This window comes from Pseudomonas sp. B7 (assembly GCF_016735645.1).
GTDB lineage: Bacteria > Pseudomonadota > Gammaproteobacteria > Pseudomonadales > Pseudomonadaceae > Aquipseudomonas > Aquipseudomonas glycinae.
The window spans coordinates 242,026-264,793 of the sequence record NZ_JAERRE010000002.1 but is presented as its reverse complement, the minus strand read 5'-3'; the positions used below and the strand labels follow the sequence as shown (position 1 = coordinate 264,793).

19 protein-coding genes and 2 tRNA genes are annotated in these 22,768 nt (G+C 61.4%); 4 read left to right on the top strand and 17 right to left on the bottom strand.

The features are described from left to right. Window positions 1–263: 263 nt before the first annotated feature. Window positions 264–340 (bottom strand) — tRNA-Met (locus JKA62_RS06070). A 203-nt stretch (window positions 341–543) separates the two neighbouring features. Next, window positions 544–620 (bottom strand) — tRNA-Met (locus JKA62_RS06065). Between the two features lie 280 nt (window positions 621–900). Between JKA62_RS06065 and dinB the strand changes: the two genes are divergently transcribed. After that, window positions 901–1,962, top strand: coding sequence for a DNA polymerase IV (dinB, locus tag JKA62_RS06060; RefSeq protein WP_011332757.1), 1,062 nt, complete (start codon window positions 901–903; stop codon window positions 1,960–1,962). Window positions 1,963–2,010: 48 nt separating this feature from the next. Here the strand turns inward: dinB and JKA62_RS06055 are convergent, their stop codons facing one another. The 4 genes from JKA62_RS06055 to JKA62_RS06040 all read right to left on the bottom strand — a co-directional run bounded on the left by JKA62_RS06055 (window position 2,011) and on the right by JKA62_RS06040 (window position 6,757). Beyond that, window positions 2,011–2,964: a hypothetical protein gene (locus JKA62_RS06055; protein ID WP_011332758.1), complete on the bottom strand. Its 954-nt coding sequence runs from the start codon at window positions 2,962–2,964 to the stop codon at window positions 2,011–2,013. Between the two features lie 17 nt (window positions 2,965–2,981). Then, window positions 2,982–4,697, bottom strand: a complete 1,716-nt coding sequence (locus JKA62_RS06050) for a proline--tRNA ligase (protein ID WP_011332759.1) — start codon at window positions 4,695–4,697, stop codon at window positions 2,982–2,984. 115 nt (window positions 4,698–4,812) lie between these two features. Further along, complete coding sequence (locus JKA62_RS06045; protein ID WP_011332760.1) at window positions 4,813–6,372, bottom strand: AmpG family muropeptide MFS transporter; 1,560 nt, start codon at window positions 6,370–6,372, stop codon at window positions 4,813–4,815. A 43-nt stretch (window positions 6,373–6,415) separates the two neighbouring features. Further along, the gene (locus JKA62_RS06040; RefSeq protein ID WP_011332761.1) at window positions 6,416–6,757 is read right to left on the bottom strand and encodes an MGMT family protein; all 342 of its coding nucleotides are present in this window, start codon (window positions 6,755–6,757) and stop codon (window positions 6,416–6,418) included. Window positions 6,758–6,934: 177 nt separating this feature from the next. Here JKA62_RS06040 and JKA62_RS06035 point away from each other — a divergent pair, with 177 nt between their 5' ends. Then, window positions 6,935–7,942 carry a DUF481 domain-containing protein gene (locus tag JKA62_RS06035; RefSeq protein ID WP_011332762.1) on the top strand — a complete coding sequence of 336 codons (1,008 nt, stop codon included), beginning with the start codon at window positions 6,935–6,937 and terminating at the stop codon, window positions 7,940–7,942. Between the two features lie 115 nt (window positions 7,943–8,057). Here JKA62_RS06035 and JKA62_RS06030 read toward each other — a convergent pair whose 3' ends face one another. Continuing rightward, the gene (locus JKA62_RS06030; protein WP_002554837.1) at window positions 8,058–8,267 is read right to left on the bottom strand and encodes a cold-shock protein; all 210 of its coding nucleotides are present in this window, start codon (window positions 8,265–8,267) and stop codon (window positions 8,058–8,060) included. 353 nt (window positions 8,268–8,620) lie between these two features. On the opposite strand from JKA62_RS06030, the gene dcd reads away from it, so the two are divergent. Both dcd and JKA62_RS06020 read left to right on the top strand, forming a co-directional pair. Further along, window positions 8,621–9,187 (top strand): dCTP deaminase, encoded by a 567-nt coding sequence (dcd, locus tag JKA62_RS06025; protein ID WP_007954988.1) that lies wholly within the window; start codon window positions 8,621–8,623, stop codon window positions 9,185–9,187. 106 nt (window positions 9,188–9,293) lie between these two features. Beyond that, a complete protein-coding gene (locus JKA62_RS06020; protein WP_011332763.1) occupies window positions 9,294–9,503 on the top strand; it encodes a hypothetical protein in 210 nt (69 codons plus the stop codon). Window positions 9,504–9,542: 39 nt separating this feature from the next. On the opposite strand, the gene pdeM is transcribed toward JKA62_RS06020, so the two are convergent. The 10 genes from pdeM to JKA62_RS05970 form a co-directional block, all read right to left on the bottom strand. Then, window positions 9,543–10,199, bottom strand: coding sequence for a ligase-associated DNA damage response endonuclease PdeM (gene pdeM / locus JKA62_RS06015; protein WP_011332764.1), 657 nt, complete (start codon window positions 10,197–10,199; stop codon window positions 9,543–9,545). Further along, window positions 10,196–12,685 (bottom strand): ligase-associated DNA damage response DEXH box helicase, encoded by a 2,490-nt coding sequence (locus JKA62_RS06010; RefSeq protein ID WP_201816841.1) that lies wholly within the window; start codon window positions 12,683–12,685, stop codon window positions 10,196–10,198. Before JKA62_RS06010 ends, pdeM begins: the two co-directional genes overlap by 4 nt. 59 nt (window positions 12,686–12,744) lie before the next feature. Then, complete coding sequence (locus JKA62_RS06005; protein WP_039771333.1) at window positions 12,745–13,509, bottom strand: ABC transporter ATP-binding protein; 765 nt, start codon at window positions 13,507–13,509, stop codon at window positions 12,745–12,747. A gap of 13 nt (window positions 13,510–13,522) precedes the next feature. Beyond that, window positions 13,523–14,641 carry a succinylglutamate desuccinylase/aspartoacylase family protein gene (locus JKA62_RS06000; protein WP_201816838.1) on the bottom strand — a complete coding sequence of 373 codons (1,119 nt, stop codon included), beginning with the start codon at window positions 14,639–14,641 and terminating at the stop codon, window positions 13,523–13,525. 12 nt (window positions 14,642–14,653) lie between these two features. Next, window positions 14,654–15,364 carry an ABC transporter permease gene (locus tag JKA62_RS05995; protein WP_011332767.1) on the bottom strand — a complete coding sequence of 237 codons (711 nt, stop codon included), beginning with the start codon at window positions 15,362–15,364 and terminating at the stop codon, window positions 14,654–14,656. Next, window positions 15,361–16,089 (bottom strand): ABC transporter permease, encoded by a 729-nt coding sequence (locus JKA62_RS05990; RefSeq protein WP_085647837.1) that lies wholly within the window; start codon window positions 16,087–16,089, stop codon window positions 15,361–15,363. The genes JKA62_RS05995 and JKA62_RS05990 overlap by 4 nt, the downstream gene beginning before the upstream one ends. Before the next feature lie 56 nt (window positions 16,090–16,145). Next, on the bottom strand, window positions 16,146–16,928 hold the full coding sequence (locus tag JKA62_RS05985) for a transporter substrate-binding domain-containing protein (protein ID WP_011332769.1): 783 nt from the start codon (window positions 16,926–16,928) through the stop codon (window positions 16,146–16,148). A 228-nt stretch (window positions 16,929–17,156) separates the two neighbouring features. Then, entirely contained in the window at window positions 17,157–18,845 is a 1,689-nt protein-coding gene (locus JKA62_RS05980; protein ID WP_011332770.1) for an ATP-dependent DNA ligase, read from the bottom strand. Next, the gene (locus tag JKA62_RS05975; RefSeq protein WP_201816828.1) at window positions 18,842–19,876 is read right to left on the bottom strand and encodes a ligase-associated DNA damage response exonuclease; all 1,035 of its coding nucleotides are present in this window, start codon (window positions 19,874–19,876) and stop codon (window positions 18,842–18,844) included. Before JKA62_RS05975 ends, JKA62_RS05980 begins: the two co-directional genes overlap by 4 nt. A 337-nt stretch (window positions 19,877–20,213) precedes the next feature. Then, window positions 20,214–22,664 (bottom strand): penicillin acylase family protein, encoded by a 2,451-nt coding sequence (locus tag JKA62_RS05970; protein ID WP_201816825.1) that lies wholly within the window; start codon window positions 22,662–22,664, stop codon window positions 20,214–20,216. Window positions 22,665–22,768: the final 104 nt, after the last annotated feature.

Genomic DNA, 22,768 nt, shown 5'->3' with positions numbered 1-22,768 from the left:
GTGCGCGACAGGATGGAGGTATCCAGCCAAGTTACCAATCCCTGTAGAAAAAAATAATCACAAAATACTACGCCTCTCACCGGGTATCGGCGAGGGCAGCTCCTGGATTGCAGACGCCTTGCCCGCGACTTGAAGCATAGTCGCAACTCGGTGGGTCTGAAGATCCTGAACGGTTCACTGCACAGTGACAGATCATTGTTGCGAAAGGACTTTTTCCACAGATACAAAAAAGGCCACTCTTTCGAGTAGCCTTTTTTGATGTTTGGTTGCGGGAGCCGGATTTGAACCGACGACCTTCGGGTTATGAGCCCGACGAGCTACCAGACTGCTCCATCCCGCGTCTGTGTGGCGGCATTCTACAGGCGAACGGCGGGGTGTCAACCGATAATCCCGAGAAGGGTCAAATAAGTGCGAAAGCGCGGCAAACGGTCGCAGGGCAAGCGCTAAGTTTCGGAATCGGAACGATTTCCGGGTTTAAGTCTGGATCCGAAAAACAGACGCGCACAAAAAAGGCCAATCTTTCGATTGGCCTTTTTTGATGTTTGGTTGCGGGAGCCGGATTTGAACCGACGACCTTCGGGTTATGAGCCCGACGAGCTACCAGACTGCTCCATCCCGCGTCTGTGTGGCGGCATTCTACAGAGGATCGCCGGGGTGTCAACCTTCAATTCGGATAAAACCTCTTCAGCTTCAATCGGTTAGCGCTGACGGACGGTCTTTTCAAGGGCTGCAGGTCAGGCAGGGCAAGGGTTTCAGCTCTATTGGAGGTTGGCTTTCGATTGAGAAAATAAATTCAAAATCCGTTTCCTACAAACTGAAAAGAACATTCTTACCACTGGTGCTATATACAGGTGTCAGTGAGATACTGCCGGTCCGGCTCGCCATGTTTCCTTTTCTGTCATGACTCAGCGAAAAATCATCCACGTCGACTGTGACTGTTTCTACGCCGCCATCGAGATGCGGGATGACCCGAGCCTCGCTGGCAAGCCGTTGGCGGTGGGTGGCTCGGCAGACAGGCGCGGAGTGATCGCCACCTGCAACTATGAGGCGCGGGCTTACGGGGTTCGCTCGGCGATGTCGTCCGGACACGCCCTGAAGCTGTGCCCGGACCTGACTATCGTCAAGCCGCGAATGGACGCCTATCGCGAGGCGTCGAAGGAAATTCATACGATCTTCAGCGATTACACCGACCTGATCGAGCCTCTTTCCTTGGACGAGGCCTACCTCGACGTCTCGGACAGCGCGCATTTCGGCGGCAGCGCCACGCGGATCGCCCAGGATATTCGTCGTCGGGTTTCCAATCAGTTGCACATCACTGTCTCCGCCGGCGTGGCGCCGAACAAGTTTCTGGCCAAGATCGCCAGCGACTGGAGAAAACCCAACGGCTTGTTCGTGATCACCCCGGATCAGGTCGAAGAATTCGTCAGTGGCCTGCCGGTGAGCAAGTTGCACGGGGTGGGCAAGGTCACGGCCGACAAGCTGGGCAAGCTGGGTATCAATGACTGCCTGCAATTGCGCGAGTGGGACAAGCTGGCGCTGGTGCGGGAATTCGGCAGTTTCGGCGAGCGCTTGTGGAGTCTGGCCCGTGGGATCGATGAGCGGTTGGTGCACAACGACAGTCGTCGTCAGTCGATCAGCGTCGAAAACACCTACGATGTCGATCTGCCGGATCTGCGCAGCTGCCTCGACAAGCTTCCGGAACTACTGGAAACCCTGAAAACCCGCATGGCGCGGATCGACAGCAGCTACCGGCCGGGCAAGCCGTTCGTCAAAGTGAAGTTTCACGATTTCACCCAGACCACGCTTGAGCAGGCCGGGGCAGGGCGGGATCTGGGCAGTTACCAGTTGATGCTGACCCAGGCGTTCAATCGCGGTGGTAAGCCGGTGCGGTTGTTGGGGGTGGGTGTGCGGCTCGAAGATTTGCGCGGCGGTTTTGAGCAGATGGAGTTGTTTGAGCGATAAGCGGACAAAAAAATGCCCGAAGCAGGTTCGGGCAATTTTTCAGGGGATTCAGTTCGGCCCCGGATCCGCCACCAGACGCCCCGCATCCCGGGTCAGGGACTTGAGGAATTCAGCTTGCAACTCGGGATCGTTGCGGGTCAGTTCGATCAGGCTTTGTTCCAGCTCACTGGCTTCTTCTTCCAGACCCAGTTCCGACAGACGCTTGACCCGGTGCACCCACTGGCTCACTTCGTCGTCTTCCAGATCGTCGTAGATCAGCCCGTGAGCCTCCAGCAGCTTGCCGCGCAGGTGAGTGCTGATCGCCAGGGACGAATCGGAATGCACGTCATCTTTGCCGTCTTCGACGCTGATCTGCAGTTTGCCCACATGATTGAGGTCGTTTTCGGCGAACGGGCTGTCCAGCAGGTTCAGGCGCAGCACGCCGTTGCGATCGGTGGTCATGTCGAAGGTCTGTTTACCAGCCTTGACCTGAACCGGACGCTCGCTCCAAGGCAGGCTCGAATATTCCGTGCGCTTGTCGCGCTGGACTTCATCGATGCCGGCCAGGTTCTGCTGCGCGCGACCATTGGATTGCACGTTCATGAACGGGTTGAGCCCGGCGAAACCGTAGCTGAGCCAGTCCCGTGTCACGCTGTCGGGCAGATTGCCGAGGGCAAACACGTTGACCACGTTCGCGCCGATACCGCCGACCACCGCCACCGCGCCCAGCGGGATCTCGTAGATCTCCCGCCACGGCTGGTAAGGCGTGTAACGGTCGTAATGGCGCGTGACTTCGAACTCGGTGACTTCGAAAGTCTTTTGTTCGTTGATCTTCACGCGCCGTTGCGGCAGCTCAAGCACCTTGGGCTCGCCGACATCGATCTGCAGGCTGTGATCGAGCAGTTTGCGCTCGACACGTTCCTCGTGCTCGCTGCGTTGTGACATGTGATTGGCACAGCCGCTGACCAGCAGGGTGCCGCACAGGGCGGCACCACCGAGGCCTAAGGTGTTTCGCTTGAACATGACGTCTCTATCTGGTTTCAGCGGCGGATACGGGCCTGAAGGAAGGACAGCACGTCGGCAACCGGCAGCGCTTGCGCCTGGCCTTCGGTACGGCTCTTGTATTCCAGGTTGCCTTCGGCGAGGCCGCGGTCGCTGACCACGATCCGGTGCGGAATGCCGATCAGCTCCATGTCCGCGAACTTGATGCCCGGGCTGGTTTTCTTGTCGCGGTCGTCCAGCAGCACTTCGAAGCCGGCCGCGGTCAGTTCCGCGTACAGCTTGTCGGTGGCTTCACGCACCAGCTCGGTTTCATAGCGCAGTGGCACCAGAGCGATCTGGAACGGTGCCAGGGCGTCGCTCCAGATGATGCCGTTCTCGTCGTTGTTCTGCTCGATGGCGGCAGCCACCACGCGGGACACGCCGATACCGTAGCAACCCATTTCCAGGGTCACCGGCTTGCCGTTCTCGCCCAGCACTTCGCACTTCATCGCCTTGCTGTACTTGTTGCCCAGCTGGAAGATGTGTCCGACTTCGATGCCGCGCTTGATTTCCAGGGTGCCCTTGCCGTCCGGGCTCGGGTCGCCGGCCACGACGTTGCGCAGGTCGGCCACGGTCGGAACCGGCAGATCACGCTCCCAGTTCACGCCGAAGTAGTGCTTGTCGTCGATGTTGGCACCGATGGCGAAGTCGCTCATCAGCTCGACCGAACGGTCGATGATGATCGGCAGCGGCAGGTTCAGCGGGCCGAGGGAACCGGCGCCGGCGCCAATGGCGTCACGCAGTTCGGCATCGGAGGCCATGACCAGCGGGCTGGCAACGCCTGGCTGATTGGCAGCCTTGATTTCGTTCAGCTCGTGGTCGCCACGGATGATCAGGGCGATCAGCTTGCCTTCTTCTTCGGCGTGCACGATCAGGGTCTTGATGGTCTTTTCAATCGGCAGATTGAATTTCTCCACCAGGGCCGCGATGGTCTTGGTGTCTGGCGTGTCGACCAGACGCAGCTCTTCGCTTGGCGCGGCGCGCGAGGTTTCACGCGGCACGGCTTCGGCTTTCTCGATGTTCGCCGCATAGTCGGAGCCGTTGCTGAAGACGATATCGTCTTCACCGGACTCGGCCAGCACGTGGAATTCGTGGGAACCGGCGCCACCGATCGAACCGTTGTCGGCTTCCACCGGACGGAACTTCAGGCCCAGGCGGGTGAAGATGTTGCAGTACGCATCGTGCATGCGGTCATAGGTGACCTGCAGCGACGCCTGATCCGCATGGAAGGAGTACGAGTCCTTCATGATGAATTCGCGACCGCGCATCAGGCCGAAGCGTGGACGGATTTCGTCACGGAATTTGGTCTGGATCTGGTACAGGTTGATCGGCAGCTGTTTGTAGCTGCTCAACTCGTTGCGCATCAGATCGGTGATCACTTCTTCGTGGGTCGGGCCCGCGCAGAAATCACGACCGTGGCGGTCTTTGATGCGCAGCAGCTCAGGGCCGTATTCTTCCCAGCGTCCCGATTCCTGCCACAGCTCGGCCGGTTGGGTGCTCGGCATCAACACTTCCAGAGAGCCGGCGGCGTCCATTTCTTCGCGAACGATCGCTTCCACCTTGCGCATTACTCGCAAGCCCATCGGCAGCCAGGTGTACAGGCCCGAGGCGAGTTTGCGGATCATGCCGGCGCGCAGCATCAGCTGGTGGCTGATCACGACCGCGTCGGAAGGCGTTTCTTTCTGTGTGGCGAGCAAAAATTGACTGGTGCGCATGGTTGGCCGTTGTCGGTTGCTATGACTGGAAATGACGGAGCAGTGTAACGGCGAGATCCGCCGACGTACAGAAGTGCAACCCCGGCGCGAACCCTCTCGCCGGGTGCGAGATGTCTTACGATTCTTCCACGACGGAGGTCGGTGCAGGTTCCGGGGTCGGCGTCGGGCCTTCGCGGCGGCTTTCCTGGAACCAGTGCAGGGCGATCAGCACCAGGGTCGGAACGCCGAGCAGCGCGGTGATGAGGAAAAAGTTGTGATAACCGAATTTCTCCACCATCACCCCGGAGTAGCCGCCGATCAGGCGTGGCAGCAGGAGCATGATCGAGCTGAGCAGGGCGTACTGGGTGGCGGAGAACTTCAGGTTGGTCAGGCTCGACAGGTAGGCGACGAACGCCGACGTGGCCAGGCCCGAACTGAAGTTGTCGAGGGAAATCGTCACCACCAGCATCTGCAGGTTCGGGCCCATGTCGGCCAGCATCAGGAACAGCAGATTGGTGCCCGCCGACGCGGCGCCGCCGATGAACAGGATCGGCAGGATGCCGAAGCGCACGATCAGCAGGCCGCCCATGCCGGCGCCGACGAGGGTCATGATCAGACCGAAGATCTTGCTGACGCTGGCGATCTGGTCCTTGGTGAAACCCTGGTCGATGTAGAACACGTTGGCCATCACGCCCATCACCGTGTCGGACATCCGATAGGTGGCGATCAGGCCCAGCAGCAGCAGTGCCTGCCAGCGGTAGCGCAGGATGAAGTCGTTGACCGGTGTCAGCACCGGCGCCAGACCGCGACGGCCCATGGCCGAGAGGCACAGGCAGGTCAGCGTGGTGTAGAGAATGGCACGCAGGAACGCCCGGTCTTCCAGCAGCAGGTCCAGCGGGCTCATGTCGCCAAACAGCACGCTGGCGAAATCGGTGTTGTAGAGCTGGGTGAACATGGCCGGTACGGAGACCAGCAAAATGATCAGCACGAATACCGACATCAACTGATGCATGAAGGTGTAACGCCCCGCCTGCAACTGGGTGCGCAACGGCACCGGCGGCTCGCGCATCAGCAGAGTGGTGAGCAGGGCAGGGACCATCAGGGCGCCGAACAGCACGTAGGTGCCGGTCCAGGCCGAATGCTGGTACTTGAATCCTGTAGAGCCGAAGCCCTCGGCGAAGAACAGCGCACCCGCGGTCGCGAGCAGGGCGGCGATCCGATAGCCGGACATATAGCTGGCGGCCAGCGCGGCCTGACGGCTGTCTTCGGCGATTTCCAGGCGATAGGCGTCGACGGCGATATCCTGAGTGGCGGAGGCGAATGCAACCACCACCGCGATAGCGATCAGCCAGGACAGGTGTTTTTGCGGGTCGCAAAAGCCCATGCCGATCAGACCGAGGATCACCAGCGTTTGTGAAAGTACCAGCCACGAACGGCGACGACCCAGCTTGCCGAGCAACGGCAGGCGCCATTGGTCGAGCAGGGGCGACCAGACCCATTTGAAGGCGTAGGCCAGACCGATCAGGCTGGCGTAGCCGATCGTCTCGCGGGCCACACCGGCTTCACGCAGCCAGACCGAAAGTGTCGAGAACACCAGCATGTACGGCAGGCCGGCGGCGAAACCCAGCAACAACAGCACGAGCGTCGAAGGACTGGCATAGGCGGCGAGCGCGGCGCGCCAGGTTTTACGGGGCATGGGCTGAAGTCTGCCTCAAGATTGCGAAAACAAAGCGCGCACTCTAACCGCTGTGCTCTACCGGACGCCAGCCATGGCGCCGAATATCCACACGATTGTTCAGGACGGTGATGCCCTCCATGCGCAATCGCGCGCGCTGTTCGTCCCCGGACGGGCTGCCCGCCGGCAGGCTGATCCGACCGCCGGCGCCGAGTACGCGGTGCCAGGGCAGCTTGGTGTCGCCGGGCAATTGGCTCAGGGTCCGGCCGACCCAGCGGGCGGCGCGCCCCAACCCCGCCAGTTCGGCCAACTGACCATAGCTGACGACTTTGCCCTCGGGCACTTGGGCGAGGGTCGAATAGAGTGCCGTGCGTCGGATTTGCGGATCGTTTTCGCAGGCATGCATCGGGTCTGTCACGTGCGCGGTTCCTGAACTTGATCGCCTTATGGCCGTAAGCGTAATCGGTGGATGGGCAATTGAGAAATGAACTCAACAGAATTAGCCGGGTCACTCCTTGTCAGGGAATTATTCCTACGGATAATGCCGACCCTTTTTTCGCAAACTTGAGTCTTCGATTCGCTTATGTTGTCCAGAACCCTGCTGTGCCTTGCTGTCTTCAGTGCGTCCACACCTTTGCTTGCCGACACCGTCTGGTTGAAGAACGGTGACAAGCTGAGCGGCAAAATCACGCTGTTCGACGGCGGCAAGTTGCTGGTCCAGACCCAGTACGCCGGTGCCGTCACCATCGACTGGAAGCAGGTCAAGACCCTGGAAAGTGATCAGGAGTTGCTGGTCAAACAGGACGCCTACAACGGCGAGAAGGCCAAGTCGCTGAGCGCCGCCGAAGACGGCAAGGTCACCCTGGCCAACGGCGAAGCGCCGAAAACCGTGGAACTGGCGAGCATTCAGCAGATTCTCAAGCCCAAACCGGTGGTCGAGGATCTGGTGTGGAAGGGCAACGTTGACCTGGCGCTCGACTACCAGCGTGCCGAGAAAGATACCGATGATTACGATGTCGGCTTCAAGACCACTGCTCGTCACGGCCGCTGGCGCCATACCGCCGAAGGCGAATACAACCGCGAAGTGCAGGACGACGTGACCACCACCGATAACTGGCGCGCCGAGTACTCGCTCGACCGCTTCCTCACTGATCAATGGTTCTGGCAGGGCCGCCTGAACTACAAGCGTGATCACATTGAAGAGCTGGCCCGCCAGCGCGTGGTCGGTACCGGTCCGGGTTACCAGTTCTGGGACGATGAACTGGGAGCGTTCTCCCTGGGTTCGCTGCTCAACCGAACCGATTACGAGTACCGCGATGGCAGCAAGGACAACTTCTATTCGGTCGCCATGAAGTGGGACTACAACCGCTACCTGATCGGCAAGAAGGTCGAGTTCTTCACCAATGGCGAGGTCGGCAAGCCGTTGTCCGGCGTGGCCGACTACGCGCTGGATGCGGAAATGGGCCTGCGCTACAAGGTCACCGACTGGGCCTCGCTCAACCTCAAGGCCGAACGCGACATCATCAGCGGCACCGAGGACGCGGATCTGAGCAAAACCCGCTACACCGCCGGCTTCGGCGTCGCCTGGTAAACAACAAAAAAGATCGCAGCCTTCGCAGGCTGCGTTTTTTTGCGCCTGGAAAAACAGACGCCCACAAAAAAGCCCCGCTTTTGAGGGCGGGGCCTTTTACTAAAGAAGCTACAAGTTAGATAACTTGTACTTCTTCAGCTTGCATGCCTTTCTGACCGCGGGTAGCGATGAAAGAAACCTGTTGGCCTTCTTTCAGGCTTTTGAAGCCGTCGGATTGGATAGCTTTGAAGTGAACGAACAGGTCGTCACCGGATTGTGGAGTGATGAAGCCGAAGCCTTTTTCATCGTTGAACCACTTAACGGTACCGGTTTGGCGATTAGACATGGTGTAACTCCTTGAACAAAGATAACTGCGACTCAGGAAGAACCCTGGCCGAGACTGAGTGCAAAGAGCAGGAAAAATTCTTGTAGATGGTTGGATCGAAATTCAACATATCGTGTAGAGATTCTCAGTGACACAAGCAGCACAGTGGCGCCACCTTAACCCTTTTTCCGGAACGTGCCAATGCTTCTTGCGAAGGTTTCTCTGTTTTAGGGATCGACGGTGTGACGGTTCGTCGCCAGGGCGCGTAATTCCTGCACGTTCGCCGAGATTTGCAGCCCGGACTTTGAACCCGGCGGCGCGCCCGGTAAGATGCCGGACAGATTTTTTCCACCTCGCTATTCAGGACACCCGCCATGAGCATCAAATCGGACAAGTGGATTCGCCGCATGGCGCAGGAACACGGCATGATCGAGCCGTTCGTCGAGCGCCAGGTACGTGGCAGTGACGACAGCCGTGTGATCTCCTACGGTGTGTCGAGCTACGGCTACGATGTGCGTTGCACCAATCATTTCAAGGTGTTCACCAACATCAATTCGGCCATCGTCGATCCGAAAAACTTCGACGCCGGCAGTTTTGTCGACGTCCACAGCGATGTCTGCATCATTCCGCCGAACTCCTTTGCCTTGGCCACGACCGTTGAATACTTCCGTATTCCACGCAACGTCCTGACCATCTGCCTGGGCAAGAGCACTTACGCCCGTTGCGGCATCATCGTCAACGTCACCCCGCTCGAGCCCGAGTGGGAAGGCCAGGTGACCCTGGAGTTCTCCAACACCACCAACCTGCCGGCGAAGATCTACGCGAATGAAGGCGTGGCGCAGATGCTGTTCCTCGAATCCGACGAGGAATGCGAAGTGTCCTACAAGGACCGTGCCGGCAAATACCAGGGCCAGCGTGGCGTGACCCTGCCGCGCACCTGATCCGTCCATCCGGCAGTTACCGGGAATTCTTCGGCGGGTAGACACTCTATGAGGTGTACTGCCCGTTTCGCGAACAGCGGGACGGGCCTTCGCCGAGGAGTGCTCCATGAAGATCGATCCGCAAATCACTGCCGAACTGGCAAGGCTCGAGCCCAATCAGGTTGGCGTAATGGCCTGGTCGTTGTTGGCACACCCACCCATCACCACGGCCGGCGGAATCCCTCACCAGCCCGATCCCGATACCCCCAACGAAGAACCGACCGAGCCCGGCGAACCTACGTTGCCGGACAAACCGCCACCCGCGCCCGTCGCGTGATTGAATGCATGGCCCGTCGGCTGAATCCTGAACAGGACTTCAGCCGACGGGCCATATTTCGTTGTCGCCAATGACAAAGATCCGACAGCTGTCTTCCTTCTCCACTGGAAAACCACCGGTGAAGGCACCAAAGGCCGGCAGCAGGCTGATGCGTTCTCCGAGCCTGAAACACGCCAGCCGTAAACGCTGACGCCCCTTGCCGATCAATCGATAAACCGGGTGTACGTGCCCTGCGAGGACGTGCCGCTCAGGGTGCGGATCCGGCTCGTGTTGCAACGCGAAGGGCCCTAGCAGCAACGGCTCTGGCACCACCCGGATGTTCAGCGCTAGCGGCGGATCGCCCGCCCGCTTGTCGTGATTGCCGCGAATCAGCGTCATCGGCAGGTCGGCATGACGCGCCCGCCACTGCGCCAAAGCCTGCAAGGTGTCGGGGGCGTGGGAGCCAGGTCCGTGCAGAAAGTCCCCCAGAAAGATCAGTTGCCGACACGGCAGCTTCGCCAGCAATTGCTCGATCACCGCGATATTGCTCGTCGTAGTGCCCTGCGGCACCGGTTGGCCAAGTCGACGATAAGCGGCCGCCTTGCCGAAATGCACGTCGGCAATCAGCAGCGCCTGTTGCGCCGGCCAGTACAGCGCCTTTTCCGGCAGCAACCAGAGTTCTTCGCCTGCCAGACGCACGGGGTAGGGCGCATTCATCGGGATTGGCCCTTGTCGGCGGTTTTCTCCAGATCGCCGACCATGCGCCGGATCCGGTCGGCAAGTTTTTCCGAACTCATGCTTTCGCGCATGCGCTCCACCAGCAATGGAAAGCCGAGCGGTGTCGGACGTTTGATCAAGTGCATGTCCAGTTTCATCCGATTGATCCGCTCCAATGTCTGTTCAAGTCGACGAATATCCAGTTCTTCCCGCAGGACTTCTTCCCCGGCCTGGGCCAGCAGCAGGTTGTCGGCGTCGTATTGTTTGAACACTTCGAAAAACAGCCCGCTGGAGGCCTGCACCTGACGTGTACTTTTCGGCGCGCCGGGGTAGCCGGCGAACACCAGGCCGGCAATCCGCGCAATTTCCCGAAACCTGCGCAGCGCCAGTTCGCCCGCATTGAGGCTGGCCAGCACGTCTCTCAATAAATCCCCAGGGCTGAGCAGCGCGCCATCCAGTTGCACGGACCAGTCAACGGGCGTGGCGCTGAGCAGTTCCAGTCCGTAATCGTTTACCGCAATCGAGAAGGTCACAGGCAGGCGCTGACTGACCCGCCATGCCAGCAGGCTGGCCAGCCCAAGATGCACCTGACGTCCGGCAAACGGGAAGAGGAAAAGGTGCCAGCCTTCGCGGGATTTCAGCACTTCAGCCAGCAGGTTGTTGTCTGTCGGCAGGCCCGACCAGCGCATCTGTATTTCCAGCAGCGGGCGCAAGGCGTGCATTTCCGGGCCGGCAAACTCACCGTGTGCCGCCGCGCTGAAGCGGCTGACCACGGCTTCGGCCAATTCATTGGAGAGCGGCATGCGCCCGCCATTCCAGCGCGGTACGGCGGCTTTTTTCGCGGTACTGCGTTTGACGTAGGCGGTCATGTTTTCCACTCGCACCAGTTCCAGCAAGCGCCCGGCGAACAGAAAACCGTCGCCGGGCTTGAGGCGGGCGATAAAGCCCTCTTCAACGCTGCCCAGCTGTTTGCCGCCTCCGCCCTTGCTCCAGAATTTCAAATGGATCGCGGCATCGCTGACGATGGTGCCGATGCTCATGCGATGGCGGCGCGCCAGTCGCGCATCGGGAACGCGCCAGATCCCGTGCTCATCCGGCTCGACCCGGCGGTAATCCGGGTAAGCCGTCAGCGACATCCCGCCGTGGCGTACGAACGCCAGCGCCCAGGCCCAGTCTGCTGGTGTCAGGTCGCGATAGGCCCAGGCACCACGGACTTCTTCGTACAGCTCATCGGGAACAAAGCCACCGCCCAGGGCCATGCTGACCAGATGCTGCACCAGCACATCCAGCGGTTTGTGCGGTGACAGTCGCGGTTCGATCCGCCGCTGCGCCACGGCATCGCCAGCGGCCGCGGCTTCGATCAGCTCCAGGCTGTGGGTTGGCACCAGGGTGACCCGTGACGTTCTACCGGGCGCATGCCCCGAACGCCCGGCACGCTGCATCAGTCGCGCCACGCCTTTGGCCGAGCCAATTTGCAGCACCCGCTCCACCGGCAGGAAATCCACCCCCAGATCCAGGCTTGAAGTGCAGACCACGGCTTTGAGTTGACCGTTCTTCAGCGCCTGCTCGACCCAGTCGCGAGTGTCCCGGGACAGCGAGCTGTGGTGCAGGGCGATCAATCCGGCCCAGTCCGGCCGCGCTTCCAGCAAGGCCTGGTACCAGATTTCCGACTGCGCCCGGGTGTTGGTGAACACCAGGCTGCTGGCGCAGACGTCCAGTTCGGCGACCACCTGCGGCAACATCTTCAAGCCGATATGCCCGGCCCAGGGAAAACGCTCGATGGCCGGTGGGAGCAAGGTATCGACCTTGAGCGACTTTTCGCTTTGCCCCTGAATACTCACGCCACCGCCTAGTGGGATCAGCACTTGTTCGGCGTGGGACTGATTGCCGAGCGTCGCGGAAACGCCCCAGACGATCAGCCCCGGCTGCCAGCGCCGCAGGCGGGCGAGGGCCAGTTGCAATTGCACGCCGCGCTTGTTGCCGAGCAATTCGTGCCACTCGTCCACCACGACCATGCGTAGCGTCGACAGCGCCGTTTGCGCGTCGGCACGGGCGAGCATCAGGGTCAGGCTTTCCGGGGTGGTGATCAACGTGGTGGGCAGGCGCCGGTTCTGCCGGGCGCGTTCGCTGCTGCCGGTGTCGCCGGTGCGCAGGCCGACGCTCCAGGGGATCTGCAGATCGTCCAGCGGCGCTTGCAGGGCGCGCGCGGTGTCGGCGGCCAGCGCCCGCATTGGGGTGATCCACAAGACAGTCAGCGGTTCGGCGGGCGGTTTGCGTTTACGGGTGGTTTCAGCAACAGGCCCGGAGCGGGCAAAGCGATTGAGCGCGGCAAACCACACCGCGTAGGTTTTACCGGCGCCGGTGCTGGCATGCAGCAGGCCGGATTCGCCACGTTTGACCGCGGCCCACACCTGTTTCTGAAAGGCGAACGGCTTCCAGTCGCGGGCGCTGAACCAGTGTTTGGCGAAGTCGGTGGAGGTGCCCATGCCGGCGACGTGTGCTCTGAAGATGTTCCTTCAATGACCGCGCCGACCGGGCAATAGTTTTACTTGAGATTGCCGCTGAGAAATTGCTTCAGGCGTTCGCTCTTCGGATTGCCCAGCACTTCTTCCGGCGCGCCTTCCTCCTCCACCAGCCCTTGATGCAGGAACAGCACCTGGCTCGACACCTTGCGGGCAAAGCTCATTTCGTGGGTGACCATGATCATGGTCCGACCTTCTTCGGCCAGGCCCTGAATCACCTTGAGCACTTCGCCGACCAGCTCCGGATCGAGCGCCGAGGTCGGTTCGTCGAACAGCATGACTTCCGGCTCCATCGCCAAGGCTCGGGCAATCGCCACCCGTTGCTGCTGGCCGCCGGAGAGGAACGCCGGATACTGATCGGCCACCCGTGCCGGCAGACCGACCTTTTCCAGATAACGCCGGGCGCGGTCGTCGGCTTCCTGTTTGCTGCAGCCCAGCACCCGGCGCGGGGCCATGGTGATGTTTTCCAGCACGGTCATGTGGCTCCACAGGTTGAAGTGCTGGAACACCATCGCTAGCCGTGTGCGCAGGCGTTGCAGTTCATCGGCGTCGGCGACGTGCATGCCGTGGCGGTCGGTGACCATGCGGATCGCCTGGCCATCGAGGCTCATCGCGCCGTCGTTGGGTTGTTCGAGAAAGTTGATGCAGCGCAAAAAGGTGCTTTTGCCCGAGCCGCTGGCGCCGATCAGGCTGATCACATCGCCGGTCCTGGCCTTGAGCGAGACGCCTTTGAGCACCTGATGGTCGCCATAGCTTTTGTGCAGGCCTTCAACGGTCAATTTGTACATGGGACAGACATCCTCAAGGCGAAAGTAGATAGCCGCTGCGATAGGCTTCGGCGCCCGCGACGTGGGCGATCACCATCCCGGCGGTGGCCATGCGCCGCAGCGAGCGGGCATAGAGCAGACCGGAAGCGGTGCAATGGACTGGCGTGACCCGGTCACTGATCGGGTCGATGATTTCGGCGATTTTCTGCCCGGCTTCCAGCCACTGGCCGGGCGTGGCGCTGTACACCAGCAGCCCGCCGACAGGAGTGGCCACCGGTTCCACACCGGCCAGCGGTGTGGCGGGATGTGCCAGGGCCGGCAAGGCTTTGGGTTCGCCGACGATGGCGCCGAAATGGATCAGGTAATCGATCAGCGCCTGGCAATCGCGACTGGCCAGCGGATGGGTGACATCCCCCTGACCGCGCAACTCGACGGTGACCGAGAAACTGCCCAGTGGAATCTCGAAGTGGTCGCCGAAGCGCTCCTTCAATTGCCACCACAGCAGGGTGAAGCACTCGTCGAACGACTGGCCGCCGGAGTCGGTGGCCAACAGGCTCGCCTGGGATTCGATATAGCGCGCCAGCGGCTCGACCTGCGACCAGGCCTCGGGCGTGGTGTAGAGGTGAACCACGGATTCGAAATCGCAATGCAGGTCGAGCACCATGTCCGCATCGCAGGCCAGCCGTTGCAGGGTCAGGCGCTGGGATTGCAGCTGAGTCGTGGCGGTGTGGCGGGCGAGGGCGTTGCGCAGGCTGGAACGGATCAGCTCAAGGTTGCGCTGCGGGTCGTCGCTCAGTTGCGCTTCGATTTCGTTGCCGATTTCTTCGCTGAGGTCGACGAACCAGCGGTTGAAATTCTGCCCGCTCTCCAGTTCGTAGCGGCCCAGCGGCACATCCATCAGCACCTGTTCGAGGCCGACCGGGTTGGCTACCGGCACCAGCACGATTTCGCTGCGCAGGCGGCCGGCGGCTTCAAGCTCCGCCAGACGCTGCTTGAGGTGCCAGGCCACGAGCATGCCGGGCAGTTCGTCGGCGTGCAGCGAGGACTGAATGTAGATCTTGCCCTGGGCCTTGTCCGGGCCGAAATGAAAGCTGTGGATCTGTCGAGCGGTCCCCGGCAGCGGGGCCAGCAGGTCGTGTATCTGATGACGCATCTCTAAAGGGTCCTAGTGGGTCGGGCCGAGGAACGCCAGCCATCGGCGTTCGGCAAGACGGAACAGGCCGACCAGCGCAAAGGTGATGGTCAGGTAGATCAGCGCGGCGATGCCGAACGACTGAAAGGTCAGGAAGGTCGCCGAGTTGGCGTCCCGCGCGACTTTCAGGATGTCGGGGATGGTCGCGGTGAAAGCCACGGTGGTCGAATGCAGCATCAGGATCACTTCGTTGCTGTAGTACGGCAACGAACGGCGCAGCGCCGACGGCATGATCACGTAGGCATACAGCTTCCAGCCGGTCAGGCCGTAGGCCTTGGCCGCTTCGACTTCGCCGTGGTTCATGCTGCGGATCGCCCCGGCGAAAATCTCCGTGGTGTAGGCGCAGGTGTTCAGGGCGAAGGCCAGGATCGTGCAGTTCATCGCATCGCGAAAGAAACTGTCGAGCAGCGGCTGCGCGCGCACGGCGGCCAGGCTGTAGATCCCGGTGTAGCAGATCAGCAGCTGGATATAGAGCGGCGTGCCACGGAACAGGTAGGTGTAGAACTGCACCGGCCAGCGAATGTAGAAGTGCGGCGAGACCCGGGCGATCGACAGCGGAATCGACACGATGAAGCCGAAGAAGATCGAGGCGCTGAGCAGCCACATCGTCATCGCAAGACCAGTGATGTTCTGACCGTCGGTATAAAGGAAGGCTTTCCAGTATTCCTGCAGGAGTTCGATCATCGTACGGCCTCCCTTGCACCGGCGGCGTAGCGGCGTTCGAGCCAGCGCAGGATGAAGTTCGAGGCACTGGTGATGAGCAGGTAAATCAACGCGGCGAGCACCAGGAAGTAAAACAGCTGATAGGTGCTCTTGCCGGCGTCCTGCGCGGCCTTGACCAGATCGGCCAGGCCGATGATCGAAACCAGCGCAGTGGCCTTGAGCATCACCATCCAGTTGTTGCCGATGCCCGGCAGGGCGAAGCGCATCATTTGCGGGAACACCACGAAGCGAAAGCGCTGGCCGCGCTTGAGACCATAGGCGGTGGCGGCTTCGACCTGACCGCGCGGCACGGCGAGAATCGCCCCGCGGAAGGTTTCAGTGAAGTACGCGCCGTAAATGAAGCCCAGGGTCAGGACCCCGGCGCTGAACGGGTCGATCTCAATGTATTCCCATTCCAGGTAATCGGTGAGCGTCGTCAGCCAGGTTTGCAGGCTGTAGAAGATCAGCAGCATCAGCACCAGGTCCGGCACCCCGCGAATCAGCGTGGTGTAGAGCTGGGCGGGCAGGCGCAGCAGTTTGACTTTTGACAGCTTGGCACTGGCGCCGAGCAGGCCGAGCAACACGGCCACCAGCAGCGACAACGCCGACAATTTGATGGTCATCCAGGTGCCTTCCAACAGCAACGGGCCAAAGCCCTTGAGGCTGAAGGCGGAGAGCCCCAGATTTTGTAAGAGGGTTTCGAACATAAATCAGCAACCTGACTGAATGAAAAAGGCGCCCATCGAGGATGGGCGCCGGGGCATTATTTGCCGCTGTACAGATTCAGATCGCCAAAGTGTTTCTTTTGAATCTCGGCGTATTTGCCGTCATCGTGTAACGCTTTGATACCTTTATCCAAAAGCGCTTTCAGCTCGGTGTTACCTTTCTTAATACCGACAGCGGTCTTGGCTGGCAGCAAGTGGTTGTCGACCGGCTTGCTGACTTCATAATCAGCGCCTTGCGGCGACTTCAGAAAGCCCAGTTCGGCCTGCAACATGTCCTGAATGCCCGCATCGAGACGGCCCGAGGTCAGGTCGGAATACACCTGGTCCTGATTCTGATAGGCCTGGGTTTTCACGCCGGCTTTGTCCAGCACGGCTTTGGCATAGGCTTCCTGGATGGTGCCTTGCTCGTAGCCGACGGTTTTGCCTTTCAGGGAAGCGACGTCGTCGGTGATGCCCGAACCTTTTTTCGACACGTAGGCCGTCGGGCCGGAGAACAGCTCGCTGGAGAAGTCGATGACTTTTTCGCGGGCTTCGGTAACGGTCATCGACGAGATCACACCGTCGAATTTATTGGCCTTGAGGCCCGGAATCATGCCGTCGAAGTCACTTTCAACCCATTTGCACTTGACCTTCAGCTCGGCGCAGATCGCGTTGCCCAGATCGATGTCGAAGCCAACCAGGCTGCCGTCTGCCGCTTTCGACTCGAACGGTGCGTAGGAAGGGTCAACGCCAAACCGCAGTTCTTTGTATTCCTTGGCCAGCGCGGAGCCGGCGGCCATGCACAACGCCAGTGCAGAAAGGGTCAGCAATGCTTTTTTCATTATTCAATCCCTAAGAACCAATATGAGCGCTTGTGGCGCGGAATGATTGTTACTGGAGCGCTTACGACTTATAGAAAGTAGCAATTTCCGAACCAGAGTCCCGAACAAGTGTTTTAAAAGGTGCAGCAAGTGCATGCCGGGGCCGGTCAGTGCACGAAAACGGGCGCGCCGCAAAAGCTGCACCAGGATGGTTCGGTGCAGGGATCTCCGGGCGTCAGGGGGAAGGGATCAGACCAACAGGTTTTGCAGGGTCGCCAGGCTGTCGGCCTCGTCCACGGTCTTGTCCTGGCGCCAGCGCAGCATGCGCGGGAAGCGCACGGCGATGCCGCTCTTGTGCCGACGGGAGAGGGCGATGCCTTCGAAACCCAGTTCGAACACAAGGCTCGGCTTCACGCTGCTGACCGGACCGAATTTTTCCACGGTGGTCTTGCGCACGATGCTGTCGACTTCGCGCATTTCCGCGTCGGTCAGCCCAGAATAGGCCTTGGCGAAGGGCACCAACGCCCGCGCACTGGCACCGGGCGGGCCGTCCCACACCGCAAAGGTGTAATCGCTGTAGAGGCTGGCGCGCCGGCCATGACCGCGCTGGGCGTAGATCAGCACCGCGTCGACGCTGAACGGGTCGACCTTCCATTTCCACCACACGCCCATGTCCTTGGTGCGACCGACGCCATACATCGCATCCCTGGCCTTGAGCATCATGCCTTCGACCCCCAGGCGTCTGGAGGCTTCGCGCTGGCGGGCGAGGTCGAACCAGTCATCACCCGTCAGAATCGGCGAAGGCAGCAGCACCGGGTTGTTGCAGCGGGCGATGACCTGCTCCAGTTGCTCACGACGTCTGGCCTGGGGCTGGTTGCGCCAGTCTTCGCCCTGCCATTCGAGCAGGTCATAGGCGAGTACCACCACCGGCGCGTCTTCAAGGATTTTCCGGTCCAGCGATTTACGGCCAATCCGTTGCTGCAACAGCGCGAAGGGTTGCACCGCCGGAGCTTCTGTCGACTGCGGATCGAAAGCATCTTCGGTGACCGGGCGCCGGTTTTTCCAGACCACGATTTCGCCGTCGATCACCGTGCCGTCGGGCAACCCGTGCACCAGTGTGTCGAGTTCGGGAAAGCGTTCGGTGACCAGTTCTTCGCCCCGGGACCAGACCCACAGTTTTCCGTCGCGCTTGACCACTTGCGCGCGAATGCCATCCCACTTCCATTCCACCTGCCAGTTACTGGCAGGCCCGAGCAGGGCTTCGAAGGTTTCCACCGGTTGCGCCAGCGCGTGGGCGAGGAAGAACGGGTAGGGCTGGCCGCCGCGCTGGGCATGCTCGTCGCTGGATTCGGGGGCGATCAGTTTCAGGTAACTGGCAGCGTTCGGCCGGTTGGACAGGTCGGTGTAACCCACCAGCCGTTGCGCCACTCGCTTGCTGTCGAGCCCGGCCATGGAAGCCAGAGCGCGGGTCACCAGCAGCTTGGATACGCCGACCCGGAAGCTGCCGGTGATCAACTTGATGCACAGCATCAGGCTCGGCCGATCCAGTTGCGCCCACAGTGCGGGCAACTGATGGGCGAGGTATTCCGGGGTTTCACCGCGCAGGGGCAGCAGTTTGTCTTCGATCCATTCGGCGAGGCCGGCCTCGGAGGTGTATGGATGTTCCGGCAACACCAGCGAGATGGTTTCCGCCAGGTCGCCGACCGCTTGATAGCTCTCCTCGAACAGCCATGGCGCCAACCCGGACATTTCGACCGCGAGATCGCGCAGGATCCGCACCGGCACCAGTTGCCGCGGCCGACCGCCGGACAAGAAGTACACCGCCCAAGCGGCATCCTGCGGTTGCGCCTGGGCGAAGTAGGTTTGCATGGCCGCCAGTTTGGCGTTGCTGGAGGTGGTGGCGTCGAGTTCGGCGTACAACCCGGCGAAGTCTTTCATGGTTGCACCTCGGCAACGGCGGGCGTGGCGGCAGGCAGCTCTTCCTCATCGTCACCGTATTCGGTGTTGAAACCCTGTGCGTCCAGACCCTGCTCGCGCAGATGGCGCACCAGCACGCCAATCGAGCCGTGGGTGACCATCACCCGCTCGGCGCCGGTCTGTTCGATAGCCCATAAAAGACCGGGCCAGTCGGCGTGATCCGAGAGCACGAAGCCGCGATCCACGCCGCGCCGCCGACGGGTGCCGCGCAGGCGCATCCAGCCGCTGGCGAAGCTGTCGCTGTAATCGCCGAAACGGCGCATCCAACTGCTGCCGCCGGCCGAGGGCGGGGCGATGACCAGCGCCTGGCGCATCATCGGGTCGTTCTTTTTCACCTCGCCGGCGTAGATCGTTGGCGGCAGGTAGACACCGGCCTCGCGGTACACACGGTTCAGCGGCTCGACCGCACCGTGGCTGAGGATCGGCCCGAGGGTTTCGTCGATGCCGTGGAGAATCCGCTGGGCCTTGCCGAACGAATAGCAGAACAGCACGCTGGCCTTGCCGGCCTCGATGTTGGCCTGCCACCACTGATTGATTTCGGCGAACACCTGCGCCTGCGGCTGCCAGCGGTAAATCGGCAGGCCGAAGGTCGATTCGGTGATGAAGGTGTGGCAGCGCACCGGTTCGAACGGCGCACAGGTGCCGTCGGGTTCGATCTTGTAGTCCCCGGATGCGACCCAGACTTCGCCGCCGTATTCCAGCCGCACCTGGGCCGAGCCGAGTACATGACCGGCGGGATGAAAGCTCAGGGTGACGCCGTGGTGGGTCAGGCGCTGGCCGTAGTCGAGGGTTTGCAGGTTGAGGTCCTGGCCCAGGCGCGCACGCAGAATTCCTTCGCCGGCGCTGGCGGCCAGGTAATGCTGATTGCCGCCACGGGCGTGGTCGCCGTGGGCATGGGTGATCACCGAGCGCTCGACGGGTCGCCACGGGTCAATGTAGAAATCCCCGGCGGGGCAGTAGAGGCCTTCGGGGCGGGCGATAACAAGGTCCATGGCGTTACCGGAATGGAGGGACTTGTTAGCTATGAGGTTGGCGCGAAGTCAGAAGTTCTATTGATTTTGCGGTGGGAACGAAGAATTTGGCTGGCGGGAAAATCCAGCCCTCACCCCAGCCCTCTCCCGTGGGGAGAGGGAGCCGACCGAGGTGTCTGGCGAGCGACATAGACCTGTGAGATCGAGTCGATTATGGATCTGCAAAGCAGCAATACGAATCTGGATTCGGTGCAGCCAGTTCAGTTCGGCGAACTTCTGGAGCATTCCCCAATCAGTCCCCTCTCCCTGAGGGAGAGGGTTAGGGTGAGGGGGCTTTTGATCTTTTGGGGAGTCGCGCCTATTTCCCGGGAGTTAGGGTCAACCGCGTCTTGCCATACACCCGGTCAAAGTTCTGCGGCTGCATCGGCAAGCCGATGTACTGGCCCTTGAGCCACGGGTCGATGCCGTTCAGGTAGTTCGGGCTCACCGGATTCCCCGATTGCCCCGTCCCGTTCTGCCCCATCAGCGGTTCGCTCTGACCGAAGTCGACGATAAAGCGCATCGACGGCGCACGCGTGGTGTTGAAGTCCTGGCCCCAGGCAAATGCCGCCGTGTTCAGGGTGGTATGGTCACCGCCCGCCGCGATCGGACCGCGAACGCTCTGGCCGTTGGCATTCTTCCACTCGTAGCGGTGCAGTTTGCCCCACTGCCAGGCTCTGCGATCACCGCCCAACTGACTGTCGCCAGCGCTGATCGCTGCTGCCAGACTGCGAGCGAGGATCGCCGGTTTGTCTTCTTTTTGCGGGGTGCGGGCGTCGTCCCAGAACGGACTGTCTTCGCGGCCGAGCAAGTGATCGGCCTGTGCGGCGTAGGACAGATCGCCATTGGCGATAAACGCTTTCCACGCAGGGCTGCCTTGCGGGCCGAGTTCGTCGAGGAAGATCTGCTTCATGCTTTCCTGCAGGAACAGCTCGTAGATCGCCGCATCGGCGGAGGTCGGGCTGAGTTTGCCGTCGAACGCCATCAGACGGGTGTAGGCTTCGCGGGCCTTGCTGCGCTCGGCTTCCGGCAGGGCGTCGATCGCCTGTTTCAGCGGCTGCGCCATGCCCGGTGCCTCGAACATTTTCTTCAATTTGGCGGCGAAGGTGGTGGTCTGGTCGTACTGCATGGCGATCACACTGCGACCGTCATGCTTGCCGCTGCCGGCCAGTTCGGCCAGGCGCTCGCCACGTTCCGGCGCCGCCCAGGAGTTGGACAGTTGCATGCCGTAGCCATGGGGAATGACCCGCTGGTTGGCGGTGCCGAGCCAGCCCTGGGCCGGATCCTGATCGTACGGGTGCAGCATCGGGTCGGCGTAACCGTCCCAGTCGTAGCGACCTTCCCAGCCCGGCGACGGCAGCAGGCCTTCGCCTTCACGGCGGTTCGGGAAGCGCCCGGTAACTTGCCAGCCAATGTTGCTGGCGTCGGCAAACACCAGATTCAGCGCGATGGCGCGGATTTCCCGGCTGGCGTCCGAGGCGCGTTCAACGTTCTGGGCGCGGCTCAGATCAAAAAACGCATCGAGCGATTTGTCGTCGGTGAAGCTCGGGGTCTGCAAGGCCAGGCCAAAGCCTGCGCCCTGAGCGGCAGCCTGGGTGCTGTTGAGCAGCGCGCCATGGCGGGTTTCGTACACCGCTTCGCGAATCGGCCGCTGGCCTTTGACGAAGTAGGTTTCGTTGCGCACCGCGACCGGTTGCCACTTGCCGTTGACCTCGTAGGACAACGTGCTGCCCTGACGACGGATTTTTTCCAGGAACAGGTCCTGGTTATCGCCGAGCACGCTGGTCAGGCTCCACGCCACCTTGCCGTTGAAACCGCCGAGCACTATCGGCAGACCGGCCACGGTTACGCCGGCGGCCTGGTATTTCGGCGCGCGGATCTGCACGAAACTCCACAGCGACGGCGCGGCCAGCGGGCCATGGCTGTCGCTGGCCAGCAGGCTCTTGCCGCTGCGGCTGCGCTGCGGGGCGATGGCCCAGTTGTTCGACGACTGAGTGCCCAGCAGGTTGAGGGCGGCCAGTTGTTCGCTGGCGTTGCTCAGTTCCGTCAGCCCCGGAATCTGCCCGTTGAGCTTGATGCCTTGCAGCTTGTCGGCCTCGGCCAGCGGCAGGTTTTCGTCGGGAGCGGACGGGGTCAGCCACGCCAGTTTGTCGTTGGTCACGGTCTGAGCCAGCACCAGCGAAGCGATTTCTTCCGGCAGGTTGGCCGACTGGCTGAAGTTCAGCAGGCAGAAAATCAGCGCCGAATCTTCCGGTTTCCAGTATTCAGGCTTGTAGCCGCTGGAAGCCAGATCCCCCGGCAGTTTGTCGGCGTAGCGGAACAGGTAGGCGTTGACGCCCCTGGCATAGACCTCGAAGAAGCGCTTGAGCCGTGGCGACGAGGCCTTGTACAGCTCGCCAGCGCTTTTCTTCAGGTTGACGGCGCGCATGTAGCGGTCGGCGTCGAGCATCGATGAACCGGACAATTCCGCCAGACGACCCTGAGCCAGCAGGCGCAGGGTGACCATCTGATTGATCCGGTCGCTGGCGTGCACATAGCCGAGGGCGAACAGTGCGTCATGGAAGCTGTTGCTTTCGATCAGCGGCATGCCCATGGCATTGCGGCGTACCGAAACGTTCTGCGCCAGGCCCTTGAGCGGCTGCACACCGGAGGTCGGCGGGAGGGTGTCCTGGGCGTTCCAGGTCTGACAACCGGTCAGGCTCAGAACACCGGCCACTGCTGCGGCAACGCCGAACCGGGGAAGAAAATGTGAAAGGGCTGGCGAGGCCATGGCAAAGCTCCTGCGGGGGTGTAGAGGCTGGGGGCGCAATAAAGCCGCTACGTTAGTGAGCAGGAGGGGGCCGCGCAAGCGGGGCGAGCGGTTATTTCTTCCCG

What these genes read in the sequence shown, in the direction of transcription:
- dinB (WP_011332757.1), top strand. Translation starts at nt 901, where the DNA reads ATGACTCAGCGAAAAATCATCCACGTCGACTGTGACTGTTTCTACGCC.
- JKA62_RS06055 (WP_011332758.1), bottom strand. Translation starts at nt 2,964, where the DNA reads ATGTTCAAGCGAAACACCTTAGGCCTCGGTGGTGCCGCCCTGTGCGGC.
- JKA62_RS06050 (WP_011332759.1), bottom strand. Translation starts at nt 4,697, where the DNA reads ATGCGCACCAGTCAATTTTTGCTCGCCACACAGAAAGAAACGCCTTCC.
- JKA62_RS06045 (WP_011332760.1), bottom strand. Translation starts at nt 6,372, where the DNA reads ATGCCCCGTAAAACCTGGCGCGCCGCGCTCGCCGCCTATGCCAGTCCT.
- JKA62_RS06040 (WP_011332761.1), bottom strand. Translation starts at nt 6,757, where the DNA reads ATGCATGCCTGCGAAAACGATCCGCAAATCCGACGCACGGCACTCTAT.
- JKA62_RS06035 (WP_011332762.1), top strand. Translation starts at nt 6,935, where the DNA reads ATGTTGTCCAGAACCCTGCTGTGCCTTGCTGTCTTCAGTGCGTCCACA.
- JKA62_RS06030 (WP_002554837.1), bottom strand. Translation starts at nt 8,267, where the DNA reads ATGTCTAATCGCCAAACCGGTACCGTTAAGTGGTTCAACGATGAAAAA.
- dcd (WP_007954988.1), top strand. Translation starts at nt 8,621, where the DNA reads ATGAGCATCAAATCGGACAAGTGGATTCGCCGCATGGCGCAGGAACAC.
- JKA62_RS06020 (WP_011332763.1), top strand. Translation starts at nt 9,294, where the DNA reads ATGAAGATCGATCCGCAAATCACTGCCGAACTGGCAAGGCTCGAGCCC.
- pdeM (WP_011332764.1), bottom strand. Translation starts at nt 10,199, where the DNA reads ATGAATGCGCCCTACCCCGTGCGTCTGGCAGGCGAAGAACTCTGGTTG.
- JKA62_RS06010 (WP_201816841.1), bottom strand. Translation starts at nt 12,685, where the DNA reads ATGGGCACCTCCACCGACTTCGCCAAACACTGGTTCAGCGCCCGCGAC.
- JKA62_RS06005 (WP_039771333.1), bottom strand. Translation starts at nt 13,509, where the DNA reads ATGTACAAATTGACCGTTGAAGGCCTGCACAAAAGCTATGGCGACCAT.
- JKA62_RS06000 (WP_201816838.1), bottom strand. Translation starts at nt 14,641, where the DNA reads ATGCGTCATCAGATACACGACCTGCTGGCCCCGCTGCCGGGGACCGCT.
- JKA62_RS05995 (WP_011332767.1), bottom strand. Translation starts at nt 15,364, where the DNA reads ATGATCGAACTCCTGCAGGAATACTGGAAAGCCTTCCTTTATACCGAC.
- JKA62_RS05990 (WP_085647837.1), bottom strand. Translation starts at nt 16,089, where the DNA reads ATGTTCGAAACCCTCTTACAAAATCTGGGGCTCTCCGCCTTCAGCCTC.
- JKA62_RS05985 (WP_011332769.1), bottom strand. Translation starts at nt 16,928, where the DNA reads ATGAAAAAAGCATTGCTGACCCTTTCTGCACTGGCGTTGTGCATGGCC.
- JKA62_RS05980 (WP_011332770.1), bottom strand. Translation starts at nt 18,845, where the DNA reads ATGAAAGACTTCGCCGGGTTGTACGCCGAACTCGACGCCACCACCTCC.
- JKA62_RS05975 (WP_201816828.1), bottom strand. Translation starts at nt 19,876, where the DNA reads ATGGACCTTGTTATCGCCCGCCCCGAAGGCCTCTACTGCCCCGCCGGG.
- JKA62_RS05970 (WP_201816825.1), bottom strand. Translation starts at nt 22,664, where the DNA reads ATGGCCTCGCCAGCCCTTTCACATTTTCTTCCCCGGTTCGGCGTTGCC.